We start from the raw sequence: 22,231 nt of genomic DNA, 5'->3' as shown, positions 1-22,231 counted from the left end.
AGGACGAGCATTAGAACAACAGGCAAGGGACGTTGGAGCAAAAAGCTTACAAGCCCCACTGCCATTTCAGGACAAATCGTAACGCCAGCCCATGATTGATGGAACCCGGCTATGGGCGCTACGCGAACGCCTGCGATTTTTTTCAATGTGTACCGTACGCATGCCCATCCAGCGAGCAGTCCGCAAATTAGCCAGCGTGTCATCAAAAAAAACACAACGCCAGGCGGGAACTTTCAATCTTCCAAGAACCTGATGATAAGCATGATGCTGGGGTTTCCCCTGAAAACCTGCGGTCTCCATATCAAATACATCCACCACAATATCCGCCACGCCCAAACGCTCCAGCACCCGCCAGGCATGACTGGCCACGCTGTTCGTAAAAACGAATACGGGGCCGGGAAGTTGCACGAGCCAACGACGTAATTCCGGATTTTCGGGGACCTGGGCAGACAGAACCGGGGGATGAATGGCCTTCAGGAAAACCCGGGGATCAACAGTATGATGCCGCATCAAACCCGCGAGAGTGGTCCCATAAGTCCGCCAGTAATGGCGCCGCAACTGATCGGCGGCTTCCATCTTCAGGCCAAGCTCCTCCATCAGGAAGGCATTGATGTGCTCATGCATCCAGGGAAAGCAGTAACGGTCTGCATCATACAGGGTATTGTCGAGATCAAAGAGAAAAACCGGCAGCGGGCCGCGTCGCCAGGCTAACAGACGACGCTTGCGGGCTGCCGCAGAAAAAGCGTGTCTGTTACGCTGTGGAGCAGGAACGGAAAGCTTTTTCAATGGCTGCCAGCAATCAATGTCCCCACCCCGGCGTCGGTAAAAATCTCCAGCAACAAGGCATGGGGGACTCTGCCATCAATAATATGCGCAGCCTGCACACCGGCAGCCACAGCATCCAGACAACACTGAATTTTGGGCAGCATGCCACCATATATCTGACCATCGGCAATCATTTGTGCCACTGCGCCAGCCTCCAGCCGGGTTTGCAGGGTACCCTCTTTATCCAGTACCCCAGCCACATTGGTCATTAAAATCAGCTTTTCGGCTTTCAGGGTGGCGGCCAGCGCTCCGGCGACCAGATCGGCATTGATGTTGTAAGACTCGCCCCGAGCGCCGACGCCAATGGGGGCCACTACCGGGATAAAGTCGCCCTGGTCCAACCAACGAATGACTTCCGGATTGACGGCGGCCACTTCACCGACCATCCCCAGATCAGCCACCGCATTGCGCAGCGGACGGGCGCGGAGCAAAGCCCCATCTTTGCCGGTCAGCCCCACTGCCCGCCCACCGGCCCGATTGATTCCCTGAACAATTTCCTTGTTGACGCGACCGCCGAGCACCATTTCCACCACTTCCATGGTGGCTGCATCGGTTACGCGCATGCCATCTACAAAGCGGGTTTCGACGCCCAGACGTTCAAGCATGGCGCCAATTTGCGGCCCCCCGCCATGAACCACCACAGGATTCATCCCTACTTGCTTCATCAAGGTCACATCATAGGCAAACTGCTCTTGCAGATGCGCCTCTGTCATCGCATTACCACCATATTTGATGACAATGGTTCGTCCATGAAAGCGTTGCATATAGGGCAGGGCTTCCACGAGAACATGGGCTTGCAGTTGAGGATTTTTATCCATAAGAATCTCTTGTGTTATCAATCAAAATTCAGGATGAGGCCGGAACCAGACCACGCAAAAGAATTTCGACAATACCCGCATCATATCCGGCAGGGTCGTCTGCAAAAGTAATGGGGGGATAGTGCCGCAATATGTCTCGCGACTGGAAAAAAAACACGTTGGCACCCAAGAGGAGCGTAGCGACCAGAGCCGGATCAAAGTCCTGGCGAAATTCGCCTCGGCTCTGTCCCAGCTTCAGAACATCTACCAGAGCAGAAAACATATCCGCGAAACCCTGCTCGGCAAATTCCTGTGCTCGTGGCGCGCCCCTTTCCAGGATCTCCCGCCAGACCAAACGCACCAGTTGTGGCCTGTTCAGCAGTGCCTGCAGATGATTGCGGGCAAAATGCCGCAATACATCCAGAACCGAGCCGTGGGCACTGACGGCTTCGTTCAGCACCGCACGCAGATTATGGCTGGCCACGCGCAACACCGCGAGATACAGCGTGTCTTTATTCGGAAAATAGTGGTAAATATTGGCTTTACTGATACCAGCCTCGCAGGCAATGGCATTCATGGAAACCGCATCAAAGGCTTTATCCGAGAAGAGTTTTTCGGCAGCAGCGAGGATACGTTGCCGCCCCTCGCCTTCTACCATCGCCAGCGTATTATCCATAAAATCCCCTCAGCGATCTCTTTCCACATATTATCAGCCACTTGAAAAACACCCGACCAATCGGTCAATATCAGGTCAGTGTAGCATCAACAAAGGCGATTGTCGCTTTACAGTAAAAATCTAACCGTTATCCTTGGCATTCATCCTCAAGATCGGTTACTGAAAAAGGAAGCTCCCATGTTTAGTCATTCTCCCAGTCAGGGAGACCTGTCTTTTTCGCTATTACTGCGCGCATTACGGGGAATCACCCTCTGGCAACCCATTTTGGTGTATGTCCTCGCCGTTTTTATCGGCATGGCGGGCCTTGAATTTTTTGTGCAGTGGCTAGGTGGGATGCTGGGTGCCAGCATCGGAATGCTGATTTTGTTCGTCAGTTTTGGGGTGGGGTATCTGGGTGCTGGCGGGGTACTATTACATGAAGCCCGGGGTGACTCCTTACCCGGGATTTTGCGTAGTCTCCGCTTTGGCTTAAAAGCTCTGCCCCGGCTGATTGGCTTGCTGATCATCGAAAGTCTTTTGCTCTTTGGCATTTTTGTGGTTGAGCTACTGGGATTTCTGGCCTGCAAAATACCAGGAATAGGAGCGATTTTGTTTGTACCGCTTTTCCCGGTGGCCATGTTGATAAATGCCGTAGTTTTCGTTCTGGCCATCATTGTTTTCAATCTGTCCGGTCCAGCGCTTTGGCATGGTGAATCGGTCAGCAACTCCCTGCGCCACACCATTGGTATTGCCCGTAACAAACCCGGCTCCATTTTGCTGATGATGTTGTTACTCGGGGCGTTATCTGCTGGTCTGGCAATCATTATCGCCATCATCCTTTACACCGGATACAGTATGGCACTGTCCGCTGCGGCCCCAGCTCTGGCCAGCGAACTGAGCCGTAGCGCCGATATGTTTTGGCAGATGATGGATGCGATCACGGGTTATCCTTTTATGCTGGACCATGCAGCGCATTCCAGCATCACTGCGAATACTGCCCTGTATAATGTCGGGCTCAGCATGGGGATGGGCGTTGCCACCGCATTGGTTTTCATTATACCCAACGTCGTATTTTTGCTGGGCATGGCCCATATTTATATTGAGGCCCTTGAACTGGTTGCCCCTGAGGATGTCTAATTTGCTTATGAAAAAATGGTTACGCCAGCTGGAAATCGAAAAAAACCGCTGCCAAAGTTGTGGTATGCCTTTACAGTTTGATCCGCAAGGCGGTGGCACGGAAAGCGATGGCAGCCACAGTCGGGATTACTGCAGTTACTGCTATGCAGATGGCACGTTCAAGGACCCCCAATTAACCCTGGAAGCCATGCAACAGCGAGTAAGGCAATTGCTGCGCAAAAGACAGGCCCCTTGGTATATCCGTGCCTATATGGCCCATCGGGTGCCCATGTTAAAGCGTTGGCGCAGTTGCAAACGCTAATGCCCGACGTAAAAAAGCCCCCGAACTTAGTAATTCGGGGGCTTTTAACTACATGAAATTAGAGCGCGCTGCGCGGACGCCGTCCACGACGTGGCTTTAGTTCCTGCATCAATGCATTTCCATGAGAATCCAGTTCCTGCAATGCATGATGGTTATCGCCTACCCGATCCCGTACTTCGGCAATAGCTGCCAGAATCTGGGTAGGTTCCCAATCAGGTACCAGACGGGAAATGCGATCCATCAAAGAACGCCGCTGTGCTTCACGTTCGCGTTTGGCACGCGGATTTTCCTGCAAAGACTTTTTCTGCTGCTCAATTTTGGCCAATTGCTCGCGCAGGCGCAATTCCGTTTGACGTTGCTTCTCTTCCAAATCAGCAAGGCGCTCTTCGGCACTACGACGATGACGTTTTTTTGTTTGAGATTCCATACCCGCTCACTCCTGAAAAAATAAGTTGAAATTTTGGCTAAAGTCGCCAATAAAATTATTATGTCAGCTTGTTTTTGCTTTGGCAAATACAAATGCGTCTGCGAATATATGTTCTGAATCCAATCCTGCCTGAGCTAAAGCCGCAGATAAAGAAAAAACCATATCCGGATGGCCGCAAATATAAGCATCAAAAGCACTGGCATCAGGAAAATCTTTAATCACCTGCTCTGTTACATATCCCGTAGGGCCCGACCACCGGCTATCCGGTTGTGAGACAATTTTGGTCAGATTAAAATGGTTATGGAGCGACTGCCATTCCTGTAACAGATCTTCATAATAAAAATCTTCAGAATGACGCACCCCCCAATAAAAGTGTATTGGCCGTATTGATCCCTGAGCAAAAAGTGATTCAAGCATCCCCTTGAGCGGCGCAAAGCCTGTCCCTGTGGCCACCATCAATAACGGTCGGGTTGATTCCTGGCGCACAAAAAAAGTGCCCAAAGGTCCCTCAAATCGCACAATATCCTTTTCTTTCATTGCTGAAAAAACGTGCCCGGTGAACGTACCACCCTCTACTTTCTTGATATGTAATTCCAGCAAAGCGTCATCATTGGGGGTATTCGCCAGCGAGAAACCCCGACGCCCGCCATCCTTCAAAAGAATGTCTATATACTGGCCGGGGAGGAACTGCAGGCGCTCTGTACTGGGTATTTTGAGGAACAGTGCGCGCACGTCTGGAGCCACGTCCTCTATTTTAGCCACCCGTGCCGGCAGGGTTTTAATCTGAATATCCTTGGCTGCACCAATTTCGCGTACTTCAATTTTCAGATCAGATAGGGGCATAGCCTGGCAAAACAGGGCCAAACCGTCCATTTTTTCTGCCTCACTGAGCACTTTTTCTTCAATATCCCCATAATCTACCGTGCCACTTAAAATACGCCCCTTACAGGTTGCACAAGTACCATTGCGACAGCTGTAGGGAATATTAAAGCCATGACGCAGTGCCGCCTCGAGTATGGTTTCATCACTATCGCAATCCATCTCGTGACCGCTGGGTTCAATTGTCAGACGATAAGGCATGTTTTGCCCCTCTTAAAATGGTAGATGCAGATATTCTAACAGAAGCACCGGATGTTGACTGCTGTTGCAACAATTTCAGGGATATTCCCGATTCAGGTCAAAACCATTCACTATCTTGCAGAATAGTTCAGCCGTCTGGCGCGCATCATATAACGCTGAATGTGCCTGCTCATGATCCCAGGATAAACCTGCCGCCAGTGCCGCTTTGGCCAGTACCGTTTCACCATAAGCGAGACCCGCCAGACTGACGGTGTCAAAAGTACTGAACAGATGAAATGGATTGTTTTTCACTCCGGAACGTTTTTCTGCTGCCTTGATAAAAGACAAATCAAAGGCGGCATTGTGACCTACCAGAATCGCCCGTCGGCACTGTGCAGCCTTAACCGCCGTACGAATGGCGCGAAAAATGTTGCGCAGTGCTTCTTCTTCGGAAACCGCTCCGCGCAATGGCTGAAAAGGATCAATTCCGGTAAAAGCCAGCGCCGCAGGATCAAGCACCGCGCCCGTAAAGGGCATGACGTGAAAGTGATGGCTGGCTACCGGTTTCAGTTGTCCCACTTCTCCACCGATAATGACCGCCGCCACCTCCAGCAGAGCATTACGCTCCGGGTCAAAACCCGCCGTCTCCACATCCACCACTACGGGCAAAAAACCACGAAAACGTCCAGCCAGTGCGGCCATATCAATTATCCTTCGGTACGCTGCGAAAAGGTCAGGGCGTAGGGTGCCGCCAACAAGACCGCCGTAGAAACACTCAAGGTGACTGAGGCGGTCAGCATCAACATCACCACCAACTGCATGGAAACCGCCGCCAGCGGCGCCATGCCCGCCAGAATCATGCCCGCTGTAATTCCTGGAATATGAATCATGCCGACACTTTTCAGGCTATCAATGGTAGGAATCAGCGAACTGCGCACCACAATGCCATAGAGACTGCGCATGGCCTGGCGACGTCCGGCCCCAAGCGCCAGCATCGCCAGCAACATATCCTCACGTTGGTCGATTTCACTGCGTAAGCGATTCAACGCCAGAGAAACAGCATTCATGGCGTTGCCAATGATCATTCCGCCAATAGGCACCAGAGACTCGCCGCGCCAGAATACCAAACCCGAGAACAGCATCCAGGTCAGCGTGACTGTTGCAGCAAGGCCTATACTACCAACACCAATCCAGTAGGCGTGGGGGATACCGGCGCCCCGTTTGCGATTGAAGCGACCGGCCATCAGAATCATCAGGACGAGAAACACCAGCAACAACCAGGGTTGATGCTGGCGGAACAGCCAGCCCAGCACAAAACCCATGATTCCCAGTTGCACTGTCGCGCGCGCAGCGGACCAGAGCAGGTCCTTGCCGACCCCCAATTTCTGCCATGCCGACAGGGCCCAGGCACTGCCCAGAAGTCCCAGTACGCCGGTCAGGGCCCAGGGTGAAAAGGTACGGAATATATCCGGTGCGGCATTATGCATAGATGCGATTTTCTATCTGGATTAACGATGGATGGAAAGCGGTCGCCATGCACCGGCGACAAAACCTTCCAGGGGCGAAAAACGCCTTTTATAATCCATTTTTGGACTTTCTGCGACCCAATAACCCAGATACAGGTAGGGAAATCCCTGGCTGCGGGCCCATTCGATCTGACTCAAAATCGCAAAAATACCCAGGCCGCGCTTCACCAGGTCGGTTCGGTAAAATGTATAAACTGCCGACAACCCGCGACCTACCTGATCAACCAGAGCTACGGCCAAGGGCTCATCATCTTTTTCAAAAATCAGCAGCCGCGAATCCACAGGGCTGGTATCTGCCATCATTTCTGCATACAGACGCTCAGCCTCTTGGTCCATGCCACCATGCGGATGACGCAAACGCTGATAATCGGCAAACAGGCGGGCATGTTGCGCATTCCGGTATGGTCGTGCCACACGCAGACTGAGATCCTGATTCCGTGCCCAGGTGCGTTTTTGCCCCCTGTCCGGCTGAAACTGATCCACCGGGATACGCACGGAAATACATGCATCACATTGCGGGCACATAGGCCGGTACGCGACGGGACCGTTGCGTCGAAAGCCATTCTGCAACAGTTGATCGTATTCCCCACGCTCCAGGACTGCGCGTGGATCACTCAACACCAGCAGTTCTTCCTGTTCCGGTAGATAGGGACAGGTTTGCAAGGTCGACATGTAAAAACTCATCGCCAAAAAATTTGCTCCCAGGGCAGGAACTCCTGCCACGCCCCTTGAGTTGCCTGGGCTTTCAATCTGGTCAAAAGCTGCAAAAATTCAGCACGTGGAATTTCAGATGCACCCATACTTTGCAGGTGCGGGGTCAAAAATTGGGTATCAATCAGACCAAAACCCCAATGCGTCAAATGTCGGGCCAACCAGACCAAAGCTATTTTTGAGGCATCGGGAACCCGACTGAACATGGATTCCCCGAAGAAAACCGCTCCCGACTCGACACCATACAATCCACCGACCCTCTGGCCATGTTGAAAAATTTCTACACAGTGGGCCATCCCCGCAGCAAAGAGATCCAGATAGGCATTACGCATCTCGGCAGTTATCCAGGTCCCGCCCTGACCTGAACGCGGGGCCGCACACTCATCCATAACAGCAGCGAAATCCTGATCGAGAACCACCTGCCAGGACGCGACCTTGGCATTTTTCAGCAAACTGCGACTGATATGAATGGCACGGGGTTCAAGCACCCCGCGTGGATCAGGGGACCACCACAAGATAGGGTCTTCTTCTCCGAACCAGGGAAATATTCCCTGAGCATAGGCTTGGAGAATACGTTTCCGGGATAAGTCCCCGCCAACGGCAATCAGGTTACTGTCGGCTTGTTCCGGATCCGGAAAAATGACGGAGGCATTTTGACTGCTGAGGAGAACCGGTTTTACCCGTTCAGGGCGCAATTCTGTCCACTCCCATATTCAGGTACATCTACGATTACTCCCCAGCCAGAATACTAAGGGTAACTATACCCTTTTTGCAGAGCCTGCAAAGCCGCAACCCGTGCCTCAAGACTGGGGTGGGTGGCAAACAGCCCATGCCAGCTTCCCGAAATATAGGCGGTCGCCATGGGATCACGGACCGCATCATGCTCGACGTGCATGGCTGTAGCCCGCTGATGCAGCTTCTGCAAGGCAGAAATCATCGCCCCAGCGCCGACCTGCTCTGCGGCAAAACGATCTGCTGCAAACTCCCGGCGGCGCGAAAACCAGGTGATGGGAATCAGTGCCAAAAACGACAAGGCAACCTGCAGGAACATGGAAACCGCAAAAGCAATCATCGGGCGATCATCAAATTGCCGGGCCGCCAACATCGACAACCAGAATACAAAAGTATTCATTAACCCCTGAAGCAACGTCGTGCTGACCATATCGCCATTGTAAACATGACCCATTTCATGGGCCAGCACCGCTCGAACTTCATTATCATTGAGCAGATTCACGAGCCCGCTGCTGACCGCCACCATGCTGTGGTTACGCCCCGGCCCCGTAGCAAAGGCATTAGGATCATCACTCCAGTAAACCCAGACTTCCGGCATCCGGATGCCCAAACGCGTAGACAACTGTGCCACGGCATCGTAAATCAGCCGCTCCTTGGCGGACTGAGGTTGCTCGATGCGTTGCATCTGCATACCTGCCCGCGCCAGCTGCTTGGACATCAGCAGGGAAATAAAAGCGCCCCCAAAACCAATGACCAGCGCCCAGAGTAAATCTGTCACACTGACTACCCCGCGCAGATCTACGCCAAAAGCGGGTAAAACCAGATTCACCAGGACCGAAAAAGTAATGGAAAGGGTGATAAAAATAAGTAAATTGGTACCCACCAACAAGGCTATGCTCTTGAATGATTTCATGACATTCACGCTCCATCAGAATATCTAGGTTTCACTGTCACGGCTTCCGCTGTAATACCCGCCGCGCCGTGACCAACTGCCCTCTATTTTTTTATGGCAGACGTTTGAATCCTAACATCAATCCCAACACGCCGGAAGAGACAGATACTGACTCCTGCAGACACTGGATGCTTCTGCCTGAAAGGGGATTTCTCCCAGGCAGGGGCTGGGCATTAGTCGCTGCAAAGTTTCCAGGGTTCCCGGAGCGAGATCGGGTTGAAGATGATTAGCCACCCAGCCCGCCATCGGCAAAGCACGGGCAAGAATAGCCTCGGCACTAAGCAGGGCATGGTTGATGGCTCCCAGGCGCAGACCTACGACCAAGAGCACCGGAAATTGCAAACCAAGGGCCAGGTCAGCAAAACTCCAATTATCACCCAGCGGGACCAGAAAACCGCCCGCTCCCTCTACCAGTACGGCATCCATATCTGCTGACTGCTGTTCAATAAAGCGCTGAATCTTGTGCCGGTCCAGGGTCAGGCCGGCTTGTGCTGCCGCCCAATGCGGAGCGATGGGCGGATCCAAAGCATAAAGGCAGGTTTGTTCAAAAGAGCGTGAGGGCGTTGACGCGGTGCGCAGAATTTCCACGTCACTCCACTGCCCATTGGCTTCCACACCGGAAACCACCGGCTTTAAGGCTGCGACCCGGCCCATTTCACGTGCACAGCGTTGCGCCAGAGCAGCTGTCACCGCCGTCTTGCCCACACCTGTATCCGTCCCGGTGACAAAAAGACTCCGGAGCGGCTGCGCTGGCGGATTTTCCAATGTTTCTGACGGATTCATTTTATGTGCCTCCGCATTTGCGGATAGGGCAGGGTAACTGCGCCATCTTCGCGAATCTCGGGGCGCGGGCCACTGCTCCAGGCATGCCCGTAAACCACCTCATAGGTGGCTGGCAAATACCCATCTTTACGAAACTGTTCATAAGCATCGCGTAGGATCTGCAGGCGACGAGGCGTCAACAGGCCGCGTGGGCGATTGACCGAGGCATTGGTCGCACCAATGCTGCGCAAATCGCGCAAAAGATCCTCCAGCACTGCGTAAGTCAATTGAAAATGTTCGACATCCAGCACCGGCATTTCATAACCCTGGCGGACCAGGGCATCGCCAATATCGTGCATATCCATAAATGGTATGACATGGGGTTGATCATCCAGTCTGGCAAAAGACTGGCGCAACTCGCTGAGGGTATCCGGACCCAGGGTACTGAACATCAACAGCCCCCCGGGACGCAGGACCCGGGCAAATTCGCGCAGCACCCGATCCAGATCATTACACCATTGGATGGACATGTTGGCGAAAAGCAGGTCCATGGATCCTGTCGCCAGCGGCAGATGTTCGGCATCCCCCTGACAAAAGTACTGGCGTTGCCGCCAGCTCTTGCGCAGTCGCGCCTGCTGGAGCATGCCGACGGCCAAATCCACCGCCAGCAACCGTGCCTTGGGATAACGACGATTCAGGCGCCGACTTTGCAGGCCGGTGCCACTGCCTAGATCCAGAATCCATTGTGGTTCCAGCTTGACCAGGTCCAGTCGTTCGATGAGTTGCTGGCCTACCTGGTCCTGAAGAACAGCACTGGCCTCATAGGAGCTGGCAGCCTGGTCAAAAGCGCGGCGGATCGCGCGCTTTTCCAGCTGATAATCTGCTGGCGTCGATGGATTCATGCCCAGACCTCCAAAAGAGCATCCCGGCAGGCTTGCGGCTGCGACAAAAAGGGCGCATGCCCTGCCTTTTCAAGCACATGCAGATGGCTGCCGGGAAGATGTTGCTGCAGATAAAAACTGGCTTCCAGAGGCACAATGCGGTCCTGCGCACCATGAATCAGCTGAACCGGCATGGACAAGCTATCCAGCCGATCGCGTAAATCCACTTCGTGGAGAAGAGTCAACCCATCAGCCAGACAGATGGGATCGGGCGACGGCCAGTTGCTCATGCCCTCCAGCGCCCGTCGTCCTTGTGGATCACCCAAAACCTGCAGGGCTAAAAACCTTTTGCGGGTTCCCTGGGGATCACTGTGCAGGCGCTGGCCAAAATCTTCCAGGGTTGCGGCAGGAATCCCTGCCGTCCAGTCTGGACGCTGGCGGAAACTCGGCGAACTCGCCATCAGTACCAACCCTTTCAACGAGGCGGGCTGCGTCAGACCCAGTCCGAGGGCGAGCAGCCCACCCAGAGACCAACCCAACAAAATCGGCGCTTCTACTTCACGATCCAGCATGTCCGTCAACTGTTCCAGAACATCAGCCCATTGCATGCCATCCGCCGTACAGGGGCTGCGGCCATGACCGGGCAAATCGTAGGAAATGCAGGTAAAATGCTTTTCCAGAAAAGGGCGCCAACCCGCAAAAACCCGGCTTTCCATGCCCCAGCCGTGGAGCAACAGCAAGGCTGGCCCTTGACCCGTCTGTTCCCGATACCAACTCATAAAATCTCCCGAAGGGCGGTCACCAACTGCGTGAGGTCTTCGCGATGATGCGCAGCACTGAGGGTAATCCGCAAACGGGCGCTGCCCTTAGGCACGGTCGGAGGGCGCACTGCCGGGCAGTACAGTCCGGCCTCGCGCAATCTGGCAGCCGTTTGCACAGCCGCCGTTGCCTCTCCCAGTACCAGCCCCTGAATGGGCGTGGCGCTGGGCAGCCAGGGTGCATCGGGAAGCTCGGCACGCAGCCAGTCCCGATGCTCTACCAGGCGGGCACGGCGGTCCTCACCGTCGCGCAACAACTGCAAAGAAGCTCGCGCTGCCGCCGCCAGTGCCGCAGGCATGGCCGTATGATAAATAAAACTTCGTGCCCGGTTACGCAGCAGGTCAATCAGATCCTGACTGCCTGCCACAAAGGCTCCATAGACGCCAAAAGCCTTGCCGAGCGTCCCCATGATGACATCCACGGAATGCGTATCCAGTTGATAGTGCGCGAGGGTACCTCGCCCCTCTGCGCCCAACACGCCAAAGGCGTGGGCTTCATCGAGAATGATTCTGGCCTGATAGCGGCGGGCAAGAGTTACGATTTCAGGCAGAGGGGCGAGATCACCGTCCATACTGAATACACCATCGGTGATGATCCACGCCTGCCCCGCAGTACCGCGTTCCAGCAGCTGCTGCAAATGCGCCATATCGCCGTGCCGGTAACGCTGCAGACGCGCCCCGGACAGACGCACACCATCCACCAGAGAGGCATGATTGAGACGATCGGCGTAAACCCGGTCCTGACGGCCGACCAGAGCGGAAATGATTCCCAGATTGGCCAGATAACCACTCCCGAAAAGCAGCACCGCTTCCACACCCAACCAGCGTGCCAAATCTGCCGCCAGAGCCTGATGGGCCGGACGCTCACCGCCCAGCAGGGGGGCTGCGCCGGCGCCCACCCCACTGCGTTCCATTTCGGCAATGGCTGCCTGTCGTAACGCGGGCTCCCTGCTCAGACCCAGATAGTCGTTACTGGCAAAAGAAAGGAGTAAGCGACCTTCCGCATCCACAAACAGTGGACGATCGGCGTCCGGGTCCGGTTGTAGAGACTGCAACTCCCGCCATAGTCCCTGCCGACGAATATCCGCAAGCTGCGTACTCCAGGTATTTTCTGCTGTATCAGGCATAGCTTCTTATAAGGACGGGTATCTACCTTGTCAATGTCAGCCCGAAGCGCCAGAATCCATAAACTGCAGCCTCCCACTTTCGCAAAAGGTGTACGGATTCCCTTGCCCCGCTTCTCCCTGCAACAGCTTTCTCAAAGCAGGCGAAAACTCACTCAGTGGCTTTTCCCGGAACATTGCCGCGCCTGTGGCGTGCCCGGTACTGCCCTCTGCGAGGCCTGCGCCCGGGATTGGCCACGCCTGCCGGAAAACCGTTGCAGTTATTGTGCATTGCCGCTCCTGGCCAACGGTGACTGCCCGGTATGTTCTGTAGAAGCGCCCCAGTACGACCATGTCTACACGCCTTTTGTGTATGCTGAACCCCTCAATGCTGCCATTCTCGCCTGGAAATTCCACCAGCGTCTGGACTGGACCCGCGCCTTGGCGACGACCTGGGCAGACAGTTGGGGCACGCAGCCACCTTCGCATCCCGCATGCTTGCTACCCGTGCCTCTGCACCCCAAACGACTGCGCGAGCGCGGCTACAATCAGGCGCTGTTGCTGGCCCGCTATTGGGGAAAGCGCTGGCGTATTCCGGTAAAAGCTGGCGTGTTACGACGCTGTCGGAATACTCGTCACCAGACCGGACTGAGCGCGGCCGCCCGGCGTGAGAATCTGGATTCTGCCTTCACCATGCGGGGCAAATTGCCCGACCATGTGGCCATTATCGATGATGTGATGACGACGGGAACAACAGCGGGGCAAATTGCCGAGTTATTGAAAAGTGTGGGTGTGCAGCGTATTGATGTCTGGGTTCTGGCCCGCGCCCTACGCGAAACGGTCCCTGCCCATGCCTGAAACTTTTTTGCACGTCATCCTTTATGAGCCGGAAATCCCGCCCAATACCGGCAATGTTATCCGGCTCTGCGCCAACACCGGCGCGCGCCTGCATCTGGTGGAGCCCTTGGGTTTTGCCTGGGATGATCGTCGCCTGCGCCGTGCGGGACTGGATTATCACGAATTTGCCGAGGTGCTGCGGCATCCGGATTGGCAACATTGCCTGAACGCGCTGCATGGAGCACGTATTTTTGCATTCAGTACCAAAGGAAAAAACCTGTATCAGCAAGTAGCTTTTCAGGAAGGCGATGCCCTGCTGTTCGGACCGGAAACGCGTGGTCTGCCCACACCGATTCTGGAGAGTCTTCCCACCAGTCACGTATTGCGTTTACCCATGCGTCCGGGACAGCGTAGCCTGAATCTTTCCAATGCCTGTGCTGTTGGGGTATTTGAAGCATGGCGGCAATTGGGATTCAAGGGCGGCGTTTGAAAAGCAAACCCGGGGAGCACACGTTTCTGGCACAACTTACGGGCGCCGTTTCCGGCATAACGGGGCGGTGGATATTGCTGGTTGCGGGCAGTGTCCTGCTGAGCGTTTTATTCGGGTTCTGGCAGATTCCCGCCGCAGCCCTGTTTGCCGGTGTTGTTACTGGAATCGCCGTCAACAGTCTCGGGAATCTGGCTTATCCCCGTCATTTTTCCCGAGCCGGGCAAGCCATACTGGGCATGGCTATTGGTTTGATGTTTACGACTGCTGCGCTGGAGGCCATTTCCGCCCATCTGCTACCCATATTGCTGGTAACAGCTGGCACCCTGATTTTGAGCCTGGCTTCTGGTTTGCTCTTCAGCCGCTGGACGCAGATCAAAGCCAGTACCGGTCTGCTGTCCATGACTGCAGGAGGGGCCGCCGGGATTACCGCCATTGCCCAGGAATTCGAGGCCGATGTGGGACTGGTGGCGATCATGCAATACCTGCGCGTCATTCTGGTCATGATCAGTCTGCCTCTGGTGGTTCTTTTTGTATTTCATGATCACAGCGCAAATACGGCGACTTTGGCGGGCGCGCATTTACCCGCATCCTGGGCAGGAAGTCTCCTGTTGCTGCTGCCGGGAGCCCCTTTCGGTATCTGGTTGGCCCGAAAAATCCATATCACTGCGCCCTATTTGTTGGGGCCTTTGCTGCTCACTCTCCTGCTGACCTTGCTTCACGTCAATCCAACCCGGGCGCTTCCTGGTCCGCTTCTGGAAGCTGCCTATTTGCTGATTGGCTGGCAAGCCGGGCTGCAATTGTCCATAAGCCGCCTTCGTCTGCACTTACGCCTGATTCCCCGTGCTTTGCTCATTATTCTCGTTCTGAACCTGTGCTGCGCCCTGCTCGGTGTTCTCCTGGCGCATCTGGTCGGCGTCAGTGATCTGGATGGTTATCTGGCGACCGCACCCGGTGCCCTGTATGCAGCGGTTGCCGTCAGCATGGCAGCTCACGGTAATGTCCTTTTTGTCCTCGGTGCCCACCTCATTCGCTTGTTGATGATGCTGCTGATCATGCCGCCGCTGGCGCGCAAATTGCTCGACCCTGCGCGCAACACCTGAGCCTGCTTGCAGGCCCTTCCCAAGCATCCGACCGGACGGTATCTTGTGTTAGACTAGGGATGACAAACAGAAATGACTTAAAAGGAGCAATCATGGCGCGTACACGCATTACTCCACTTCGTCTGGACGGTGAGAATGCTGAACAAAAACGGGAAGAAATTCGCAGGGTTTTCCATGAAACCTTCTCCTTGTATGAATCCTTGTTTGATCACTTGCAGGACTCTGCTGCCTGGGTGGAAAAAGCTATTCCTCTGCGGCATCCCCTGATTTTTTACTTCGGGCATACCGCTACTTTTTATGTGAACAAATTGCAATTTGCGGGACTGATTGAAGTCCGTCTCGACCCGCATCTGGAATCGGTATTTGCCGTCGGCGTTGATGAAATGTCCTGGGATGATCTGGACGAAACCCATTACGACTGGCCTACCCCTGAAGCCGTCCGCCTTTATCGCCAGGAGGTACGGAAAATGGTGGATAGACTCATTTCGGAGTTACCCCTGACTCTCCCCATTACCTGGGATTCACCCTGGTGGATCATCCTGATGGGTATTGAACACGAAAACATTCATCTGGAAACCAGCTCGGTCCTGATGCGCCAATTGCCACTTTCCCGGGTCAGCCCGGTAGTCGCCTTTGCACCCTGGGATCAGGCTGGCACGGCCCCACAAAACGCTCTGCTGCCCGTGCCCGGTGGTCTGGTCAAGCTGGGCAAGGCAAAAGATGACCGCCAATATGGCTGGGACAACGAGTACGGGAACCATCAACATGAACTGCAGCCTTTTACTGCCGCAAAATTTCTGGTCAGTAATCAGGAGTTTCTTGCCTTTGTCGAAGACGGTGGTTACCACAATCCCGACTGGTGGGATGAAGAAGGCGATGGCTGGCGGCGCTTCAGTCGCGCTGAACATCCGCCATTTTGGGTGCCCGATGTTGAAGGATGGCGCTTGCGTCTGATCGCCGCAGAGCGGCCCATGCCCTGGAACTGGCCGGTTGAAGTGAACGCTCTGGAGGCAGCGGCTTTTTGTCGCTGGAAATCGACCCAAACTGGTGAAAACCTGCGTCTTCCCAGTGAGGACGAGTGGCGCCATCTGCGCAATCTCAGTGCTTTGAGTGACAGCGATGGCTGGGAAGATAAGGTCCCCGCCAATATTGGCTTGAGTGCCGGCTGCTCTCCCTGTCCGGTGGATGCATTTCCTCAGGGCGATTTTTACGATTTGATGGGCAACGTCTGGGAGTGGACCAGCACACCGATTTATCCTTTTCCAGGCTTTGAAGTCCATCCGGTGTACGACGATTTTACGGTGCCGACTTTTGATCAGCAGCATAATCTGATGAAAGGGGGATCATTTATCAGCCTTGGGAACGAAATGCAGCAGGAAGCACGCTATGCCTTCCGTCGGCATTTTTTTCAGCATGCCGGATTCCGTTATGTCACCTCGACCAACACCGTTCCTGAAGTACCCATTTACGAAAGCGACGCGTTGGTTTCCCAGTATGCGGAATTTCACTATGGACGCAGTTATTATGAAGTCCCTAACTTTGCGGCTGCGGTCGCTGAGTTGGCGCTTCGTGCCATGGCGGGTAAACCCTTGCGCCGGGCTTTGGATGTTGGCTGCGCGGTGGGGCGGAGCAGCTTTGAACTGGCAAAACACTGCCCGGATGTAACCGGACTGGATTTCTCGGCGCGCTTTATCAGTGTCGGTGTACAACTTCGTGAGCGCGGACATTTTTCCTACACACGGGTTGAAGAAGGCGATTTGCGGAGTTATCAGAGCATCGATCTGGCGGCCCTGGGTCTGCGGGAAACTGCGGACCATGTCCATTTTTTCCAGGCCGATGCCTGCAATCTCAAGCCATTGTATCGGGACTATGATCTGGTGGTCGCAGCCAATCTCATTGATCGCCTGCATCATCCCCGCAAATTTCTGGAGGATATGCGTGAGCGCATTGTACCGGGCGGCATTTTGCTCATCACCTCACCTTACACCTGGCTGGAAGAATATACCGCACGCAGTGAGTGGCTCGGTGGCTACAAAAAAGATGGTGAAAATCTCAGTACCCTGGAAGCACTCAAGGAAATCCTGTCGCCCTATTTCCGGCTTCGGGAAGAAAGCCCGCTGGATATTCCCTTTGTTATCCGCGAAACCGCGCGTAAATATCAACACAGTATCGCGCAAGCTACCCTCTGGGAGCGCCTATGAAAAATCATGGAAATTTAGTCTCGCCATTTGATGCCGTTATTCCGCGCATGGGCACCGGTTCCATAAAATGGGATGAAGCCGCGCATCGCTTCGGCGGCGATGTTTTGCCCATGTGGGTCGCCGATATGGATTTTGCTGTTCCTGAACCTATTATCCAGAGCTTGCGAAAACGTCTGGAACACCCGATTTTTGGGTATCCCAGTGACGGACCGGTCATGTTACGTGCCGCTGACGAATGGATGGCTGCGCGTCATGGCTGGCGCCCGGAACCCGGCGCGACAGGAAGCATCAGCGGAGTGGTACCGGCCTTATTTGCAGCCGTGCGTGCATTTACTCAACCCGGCGACACCGTCATGGTTATGCCGCCCATCTATCCTCCCTTTATGAACGCCGTGCGAAAAAATGATCGGGAGTTACTCCTCGTACCTTTACAAAGGGCCCCGGACCTGACTTACCGTATCGACTGGCAGGCCCTGGAAAAGGCTTTAACCCGATCCCGCCTGCTGTTGTTCTGTTCGCCGCACAACCCGGTGGGGCGGGTCTGGACGGAAGAAGAACTTCAGCGTCTGGCCCAGCTTTGTAAGGCGGCCGACTGCGTGGTAGTCAGTGATGAAATTCACGCCGACCTCAGTTATGCGCAACATATTCCCTTTGCAAAGCTTGCAGCCCGGTCTGTATTACTGAGTTCGGCGGGCAAGAGTTTCAACATTGCCGGCATTGGCGGCGGAATTGCCATTATTCCGGATAGCGAATTACGCCAGACTTTTCGGGATGAACTGTATCGCAGCCAGATTCATCAGACCAATGCCTGCGCCCTGACGGCCATGACCAGTGCCTGGCAGCATGGCGCAGAATGGCAGACAGCATTGCGGGAATACCTATTGGTCAATGCGCAATTCATTCAGGCATTCCTGCGCCGGGAACTACCGGATTTGGGCTATCGTATTCCCGAGTTCGGGTATCTGGCCTGGCTCGATGTGGCGGCTTATGGCGACGACGATCACATTCAGAAAAGCCTGCTCAAGGCCGGGCTCGGGCTCAACCTTGGACCCAGTTTCGGGCCGGGCGGAGAGGGTTTTGTGCGCCTGAATTTTGCAGCACCCCGAACTGTCCTGGAAGAAGGATTATCGCGCTTGCGGAACGCACTGTTGACCTAGGTCAAATCCAGTTCTTCCAGAAGCTGCATGATCTTTTCCAGAGAACCGCGCTGTTTTTGAACAAAGGCCAAAGCCTTTTTTCCCTGTTCCTGAGCGTCCTCGGGTTGGCGCAGCCAGTGCTCCAACCGGGCCTCCAGGGCGTCAGCATTATCAGCCTGAACGGCGGCTTCAGCAGCCAGCATATCCCGCGCAATACTCCGAAAATTTTCCATGTGTGGACCAAAAATAATGGGGCAGGACAGTACCGCCGCCTCTAACGGATTATGTCCACCAACAGGGACAAAACTGCCGCCGATCGTCACCAGATCCGCCGCCGCATAAAAATCCATCACTTCTCCCAAGGTATCCACCAGAAATACATTTTTACTTTCTATTTCATCATGTTGAGAGCGCAGCGCATACAATATCCCAGCCGCTTGCAGCTCCGCTTCTACCGCATGGCATCGGCTGGGATGGCGGGGAATCAGCACCAGCAAAAGGTGGGGCCAATGCACGCGTAAATGTTCGAGTACATCTATCGCTATTTTCTCTTCACCGGCATGGGTGGAGGCAAACACCCAAACCTGCCGGGTCGCCAGATGGTGCCGCCAGATGCGCCCCTTTTCCAGGGCATCCACCGGTTCAGGAAGATCGTACTTGATATTTTCGATGACCAGGACCCGGGAAGCGCCCAGGCTCTTGAAAGCCTCGGTATCTTCGGGACTTTGTGCCGCCACCGCCGTCATGGCGGCCAGCGCCGGGCGAAACAAACCCGGAAAACGTCCATAGCCCCGCTGCGAACGCGGCGACAGGCGCGCATTAATCAATAATAGTGGGACAGAAAACCGGGCCGTCCAATAGCATAAATTCGGCCAGATTTCGGTTTCCATAATCAGACAAAGGCGCGGCTGCTGACGCTTCAAAAACCGTCTTACGGCTGCCGAAGTATCATAGGGCATATAGTGCTGGCGCACCGCCGAACCCAGACGCTGAGCGACGATGGCAGCACCCGTTGGGGTTGTGCTGGTCAGCATAATCGGAAGATTCGGATAGCGTGTTTGCAGGGCGTGCACCAGCGGGATGACGGCAATGGCTTCTCCGACACTCACCGCATGAATCCATAGGGGACGATCCTGATGCATTTCTCCCCAGCCGAAGCGTTCCCGCCATCTTTCCCGGTAAGGTGGACGACGCCAGCCGCGCCATAAGGTGAAAAGCAACAGGAACGGACTGAAAAGACCGAGTAATCCCGCGTAAATACGGCGATTCATCATTCGCGATGCAACAGACGATCGGTCAGCCAATCCAGACGATACCAGGGGCGGAAACTCTTCAGTAGCGCTTCCCGGTCATAATCACGCTCTACCCAGTGGCGCAAGGTGAGTCCCGGTTCATTGCCAAGAGCCAGTCGGTAACTGGTGAAAAACCAGTCAAGAATCCCGGTATTGGCATGACGGATATGACCAAAGGGCCATAAGCGCAATTGTCTCTGCGCCTCCGCAATGGGTTGCTGCAAGACCAGGTGCATGTACAGAACACTCATGAATCCAGCCCGATCTGCCCCCGATTTGCAGTGTAACAAAAAAGGTTTAGGGAGCTCGGTCAACAAATCCATGGCCGCCAGCAAACGCTCTTTTTCAGGTAAATCACGGGAACCGAAACCATGCAGAACAATATGCTGCATTCCGGTAGCGTCGCAAATTTCCTGTTCCAGACGGTAATGAGGTTCTTTAGGTGCGGGCGCCCGCAGGTTCAGCACCGCCCGGAGAGCATGGCGCTGATGCCAGAGCCGCAACTGCCTTGGCGAAGGTTGTGCCGAACGAAATACGCCCGGCGCCATCTCATGGAAATTAGCATAAAACCATTCCCGAAAGATGCCGTGATCGGTCCAGAATTGATGACGCCGATAACGACGACGCTCTTCCGGCAAAAGCCTGAGGGACGAATTCATGAATCGGACGACTCCAGCAAGGAAGATAAAGCGGCCCAGACCCGATCAGGCTCCAGCGCCTCCTGACAAAGTATCCGGCCATTCTGCGCCTCTGGCAATGGACAGCGGGGTTTACCGCAGGGGGCGCAGGATTGCGGGCTTTGGAGGTTGATCTGTTGCTCTCCTCCATGGGCTAGACGTTCTACAGATGTAGGTCCATACAGAGTTACTCCAGCCAGCCCCATAGCAGTACCCAGATAAGACAGTCCAGTATCCATGCCGACAAAAGCCTGCGCTTTGCTCATGATGATTGCTAGAGTTTCCAGATTCAGACGGGGCAGCGCTATAACATTATCAGCACCCGCCTGTATGCTAGCCACCCGCAGGCGCTCGCGTTCGTCCGCTGCGGGTAGCAATAAATTCAAGCCCTTTACGCACAGATGAGAAGCCAGTGTCCTCCAGTGCCGTTCCGGCCATTCCTTGGTTTTCCATGCGGCAGAAGTTGCATGAAAGCCCATGACAAAAGGCTTTCTTACCCATTGCAGCAACGGATCAGCCAACGACTGATCCTGCCATTGCCTACGAAGAGGGGCTAAAGCAAAGTCCGGTGGCGTATCCGGAAGCGGATATTGCAACGCCGCCGCGAACAACTGACGATTGCGGGCAATGGCAGGACTGGACCAGGGAACCGTAAAGCGCTGTTGATACAAGCGGGAAGCCCCAGGCTCTCTGGCACTGTCCGCTGCCAGTCCCGAAACCGGAGCACCCGCCAACCGGGCCAGCAATGCACTTTTATAGAGTCCCTGACTATCCAGCACCGCATCATAGTGCTTCGCAAGCAGGGTGTTGCGGAGCTGGCGCAGTTCGGCAGGAAAAGTGAGTGGTGTTTGTTTCAGAGCTCGCAGAGAAAAAGGCATGGCATTTTTGACGTTCGGATGCCAGGCAACAACCGGAGCGAAAGCAGGCTCCACCAGCCAGTCCACTTCCACATCAGGACAATGCACCGCCAAATCGGACATGGCCGGCAAAGTATGGAGCACATCCCCCAAAGAGCTGAGGCGCAGCAGCAGCAACTTCACGAATTTTCCTTGTCCTGCAACTGCATTTCACGGGCAATAGCATATTTCATGAAGGCACCCAAGGCTGTGGTCCAGGCAATGGCGGCCCCATCGACGCCGTCGAGAATGCCTAGGCGCAAGAAATAAGCCCTGAAAAAAGCCCAAAATGCATGAGTCATAGGCATGTACGCACGTGAGATCCGCCGTTTTTGCAGAACTTGTTCGGCATTAAGAATGGCGTACCGGCGCATTTTATCCAGTAGTTCAGCATAATTTGCGTAGGAATAATGCAGCAAACAAATGTCGGGCAAAATATCACTGGGAGCACTGCTATGCCAGGCTTCATGCACCAAGCTGTTATCATAATGTCCCAAGCGGCGATCAAATAAGCGCAATACCCGATCATGAGCCCAGTCACCGTGGCAAATTTGCCTGCCATGGAATACACTGCGACGTCGCAGAAAATAGGATCCCACCGCTGAAGTGCATGAGAGCACATTACTAATGGCTTGAATTCCCGCATCGGTAAGAATTTCATCTGCATCAAGCATTAATATCCATTCATGGCGGGCAGAATCAACAGCTAACTGTCGTTGTGCCGAGAACCCCTGCCAAGCATGAGAAATAATTCTGACATCATGGGCTTTGGCGATACTTAAGGTTTGATCTCTGGAGCCGCAGTCCACCATCACAATTTCTGCAGCGATTGTCTTTACCTTCTCCAAAGAACTGTTCAGATGTCTCTCGGCATTCAGGGTAATATAAACGACGGAAAGAGGCAGACTGGACATTA

Annotated in this window: 25 protein-coding genes; 7 read left to right on the top strand and 18 right to left on the bottom strand. The window is 54.4% G+C overall.

Translation table 11 applies throughout. The annotated features are described in order from the left end of the window. Positions 1-66: 66 nt before the first annotated feature. From GCD22_RS01690 to GCD22_RS01680, 3 genes are read right to left on the bottom strand one after another with little or no spacing between them, the layout of a single operon-like run. Complete coding sequence (locus tag GCD22_RS01690) at positions 67-786, bottom strand: pyrimidine 5'-nucleotidase (protein ID WP_010641316.1); 720 nt, start codon at positions 784-786, stop codon at positions 67-69. After that, the gene (argB, locus tag GCD22_RS01685; protein WP_010641315.1) at positions 783-1,643 is read right to left on the bottom strand and encodes an acetylglutamate kinase; all 861 of its coding nucleotides are present in this window, start codon (positions 1,641-1,643) and stop codon (positions 783-785) included. Before argB ends, GCD22_RS01690 begins: the two co-directional genes overlap by 4 nt. Before the next feature lie 28 nt (positions 1,644-1,671). Then, positions 1,672-2,298 carry a TetR/AcrR family transcriptional regulator gene (locus GCD22_RS01680; protein WP_010641313.1) on the bottom strand — a complete coding sequence of 209 codons (627 nt, stop codon included), beginning with the start codon at positions 2,296-2,298 and terminating at the stop codon, positions 1,672-1,674. A 177-nt stretch (positions 2,299-2,475) separates the two neighbouring features. Here GCD22_RS01680 and GCD22_RS01675 point away from each other — a divergent pair, with 177 nt between their 5' ends. Both GCD22_RS01675 and GCD22_RS01670 read left to right on the top strand, forming a co-directional pair. Next, positions 2,476-3,414: a hypothetical protein gene (locus GCD22_RS01675; RefSeq protein WP_010641311.1), complete on the top strand. Its 939-nt coding sequence runs from the start codon at positions 2,476-2,478 to the stop codon at positions 3,412-3,414. 7 nt (positions 3,415-3,421) lie between these two features. Further along, a complete protein-coding gene (locus GCD22_RS01670; RefSeq protein WP_010641309.1) occupies positions 3,422-3,715 on the top strand; it encodes a zinc ribbon domain-containing protein in 294 nt (97 codons plus the stop codon). Between the two features lie 58 nt (positions 3,716-3,773). On the opposite strand, the gene GCD22_RS01665 is transcribed toward GCD22_RS01670, so the two are convergent. From GCD22_RS01665 to bioF, 11 genes are all read right to left on the bottom strand, one after another. Further along, entirely contained in the window at positions 3,774-4,142 is a 369-nt protein-coding gene (locus GCD22_RS01665; protein WP_010641307.1) for a hypothetical protein, read from the bottom strand. Between the two features lie 63 nt (positions 4,143-4,205). Beyond that, on the bottom strand, positions 4,206-5,222 hold the full coding sequence (locus GCD22_RS01660; protein WP_010641305.1) for a CDP-6-deoxy-delta-3,4-glucoseen reductase: 1,017 nt from the start codon (positions 5,220-5,222) through the stop codon (positions 4,206-4,208). Positions 5,223-5,297: 75 nt separating this feature from the next. Further along, positions 5,298-5,903 carry a ribonuclease T gene (gene rnt / locus GCD22_RS01655; RefSeq protein ID WP_010641303.1) on the bottom strand — a complete coding sequence of 202 codons (606 nt, stop codon included), beginning with the start codon at positions 5,901-5,903 and terminating at the stop codon, positions 5,298-5,300. 5 nt (positions 5,904-5,908) lie between these two features. Beyond that, the gene (locus GCD22_RS01650; RefSeq protein WP_024893370.1) at positions 5,909-6,688 is read right to left on the bottom strand and encodes an ABC transporter permease; all 780 of its coding nucleotides are present in this window, start codon (positions 6,686-6,688) and stop codon (positions 5,909-5,911) included. Positions 6,689-6,709: 21 nt separating this feature from the next. Continuing rightward, on the bottom strand, positions 6,710-7,399 hold the full coding sequence (locus GCD22_RS01645; protein WP_235180021.1) for an arginyltransferase: 690 nt from the start codon (positions 7,397-7,399) through the stop codon (positions 6,710-6,712). 8 nt (positions 7,400-7,407) lie between these two features. After that, positions 7,408-8,133, bottom strand: a complete 726-nt coding sequence (gene aat / locus GCD22_RS01640; RefSeq protein ID WP_024893369.1) for a leucyl/phenylalanyl-tRNA--protein transferase — start codon at positions 8,131-8,133, stop codon at positions 7,408-7,410. Positions 8,134-8,186: 53 nt separating this feature from the next. Then, complete coding sequence (htpX, locus tag GCD22_RS01635; RefSeq protein WP_024893368.1) at positions 8,187-9,083, bottom strand: protease HtpX; 897 nt, start codon at positions 9,081-9,083, stop codon at positions 8,187-8,189. 117 nt (positions 9,084-9,200) lie between these two features. Beyond that, positions 9,201-9,905, bottom strand: coding sequence for a dethiobiotin synthase (gene bioD / locus GCD22_RS01630; RefSeq protein WP_024893367.1), 705 nt, complete (start codon positions 9,903-9,905; stop codon positions 9,201-9,203). Beyond that, positions 9,902-10,786: a malonyl-ACP O-methyltransferase BioC gene (gene bioC / locus GCD22_RS01625; protein ID WP_024893366.1), complete on the bottom strand. Its 885-nt coding sequence runs from the start codon at positions 10,784-10,786 to the stop codon at positions 9,902-9,904. Before bioC ends, bioD begins: the two co-directional genes overlap by 4 nt. Continuing rightward, the gene (locus tag GCD22_RS01620) at positions 10,783-11,544 is read right to left on the bottom strand and encodes an alpha/beta fold hydrolase (protein WP_024893365.1); all 762 of its coding nucleotides are present in this window, start codon (positions 11,542-11,544) and stop codon (positions 10,783-10,785) included. Before GCD22_RS01620 ends, bioC begins: the two co-directional genes overlap by 4 nt. After that, on the bottom strand, positions 11,541-12,710 hold the full coding sequence (gene bioF, locus GCD22_RS01615; RefSeq protein ID WP_031569520.1) for an 8-amino-7-oxononanoate synthase: 1,170 nt from the start codon (positions 12,708-12,710) through the stop codon (positions 11,541-11,543). Before bioF ends, GCD22_RS01620 begins: the two co-directional genes overlap by 4 nt. Positions 12,711-12,812: 102 nt before the next feature. Here bioF and GCD22_RS01610 point away from each other — a divergent pair, with 102 nt between their 5' ends. The 5 genes from GCD22_RS01610 to GCD22_RS01590 all read left to right on the top strand — a co-directional run bounded on the left by GCD22_RS01610 (position 12,813) and on the right by GCD22_RS01590 (position 18,471). Continuing rightward, on the top strand, positions 12,813-13,544 hold the full coding sequence (locus GCD22_RS01610; protein WP_235180019.1) for a ComF family protein: 732 nt from the start codon (positions 12,813-12,815) through the stop codon (positions 13,542-13,544). Further along, a complete protein-coding gene (trmL, locus tag GCD22_RS01605; RefSeq protein ID WP_024893362.1) occupies positions 13,537-14,013 on the top strand; it encodes a tRNA (uridine(34)/cytosine(34)/5-carboxymethylaminomethyluridine(34)-2'-O)-methyltransferase TrmL in 477 nt (158 codons plus the stop codon). The genes GCD22_RS01610 and trmL overlap by 8 nt, the downstream gene beginning before the upstream one ends. After that, a complete protein-coding gene (locus tag GCD22_RS01600) occupies positions 13,980-15,113 on the top strand; it encodes an AbrB family transcriptional regulator (protein ID WP_024893361.1) in 1,134 nt (377 codons plus the stop codon). Before trmL ends, GCD22_RS01600 begins: the two co-directional genes overlap by 34 nt. A 92-nt stretch (positions 15,114-15,205) precedes the next feature. Beyond that, the gene (ovoA, locus tag GCD22_RS01595; protein ID WP_153940360.1) at positions 15,206-17,314 is read left to right on the top strand and encodes a 5-histidylcysteine sulfoxide synthase; all 2,109 of its coding nucleotides are present in this window, start codon (positions 15,206-15,208) and stop codon (positions 17,312-17,314) included. Next, positions 17,311-18,471 (top strand): MalY/PatB family protein, encoded by a 1,161-nt coding sequence (locus tag GCD22_RS01590; RefSeq protein ID WP_081577444.1) that lies wholly within the window; start codon positions 17,311-17,313, stop codon positions 18,469-18,471. The genes ovoA and GCD22_RS01590 overlap by 4 nt, the downstream gene beginning before the upstream one ends. On the opposite strand, the gene waaA is transcribed toward GCD22_RS01590, so the two are convergent. From waaA to GCD22_RS01570, 4 genes are read right to left on the bottom strand one after another with little or no spacing between them, the layout of a single operon-like run. Beyond that, positions 18,468-19,724 carry a lipid IV(A) 3-deoxy-D-manno-octulosonic acid transferase gene (gene waaA / locus GCD22_RS01585; RefSeq protein ID WP_081577445.1) on the bottom strand — a complete coding sequence of 419 codons (1,257 nt, stop codon included), beginning with the start codon at positions 19,722-19,724 and terminating at the stop codon, positions 18,468-18,470. The two genes, GCD22_RS01590 and waaA, sit on opposite strands and share 4 nt — an antisense overlap. Further along, entirely contained in the window at positions 19,721-20,401 is a 681-nt protein-coding gene (locus tag GCD22_RS01580; protein ID WP_081577446.1) for a protein-tyrosine phosphatase family protein, read from the bottom strand. Before GCD22_RS01580 ends, waaA begins: the two co-directional genes overlap by 4 nt. After that, positions 20,398-21,459: a lipopolysaccharide heptosyltransferase I gene (gene waaC, locus GCD22_RS01575; protein ID WP_081577447.1), complete on the bottom strand. Its 1,062-nt coding sequence runs from the start codon at positions 21,457-21,459 to the stop codon at positions 20,398-20,400. Before waaC ends, GCD22_RS01580 begins: the two co-directional genes overlap by 4 nt. Continuing rightward, on the bottom strand, positions 21,456-22,229 hold the full coding sequence (locus GCD22_RS01570) for a glycosyltransferase family 2 protein (protein WP_010641271.1): 774 nt from the start codon (positions 22,227-22,229) through the stop codon (positions 21,456-21,458). Before GCD22_RS01570 ends, waaC begins: the two co-directional genes overlap by 4 nt. Between the last annotated feature and the right edge of the window lie 2 nt (positions 22,230-22,231).

It is taken from the genome of Acidithiobacillus thiooxidans ATCC 19377, from assembly GCF_009662475.1.
Classification (GTDB): Bacteria; Pseudomonadota; Gammaproteobacteria; order Acidithiobacillales; family Acidithiobacillaceae; genus Acidithiobacillus; species Acidithiobacillus thiooxidans.
Note: the sequence above shows the minus strand (reverse complement) of the source record. Positions and strands in the feature narration are given on the sequence as shown.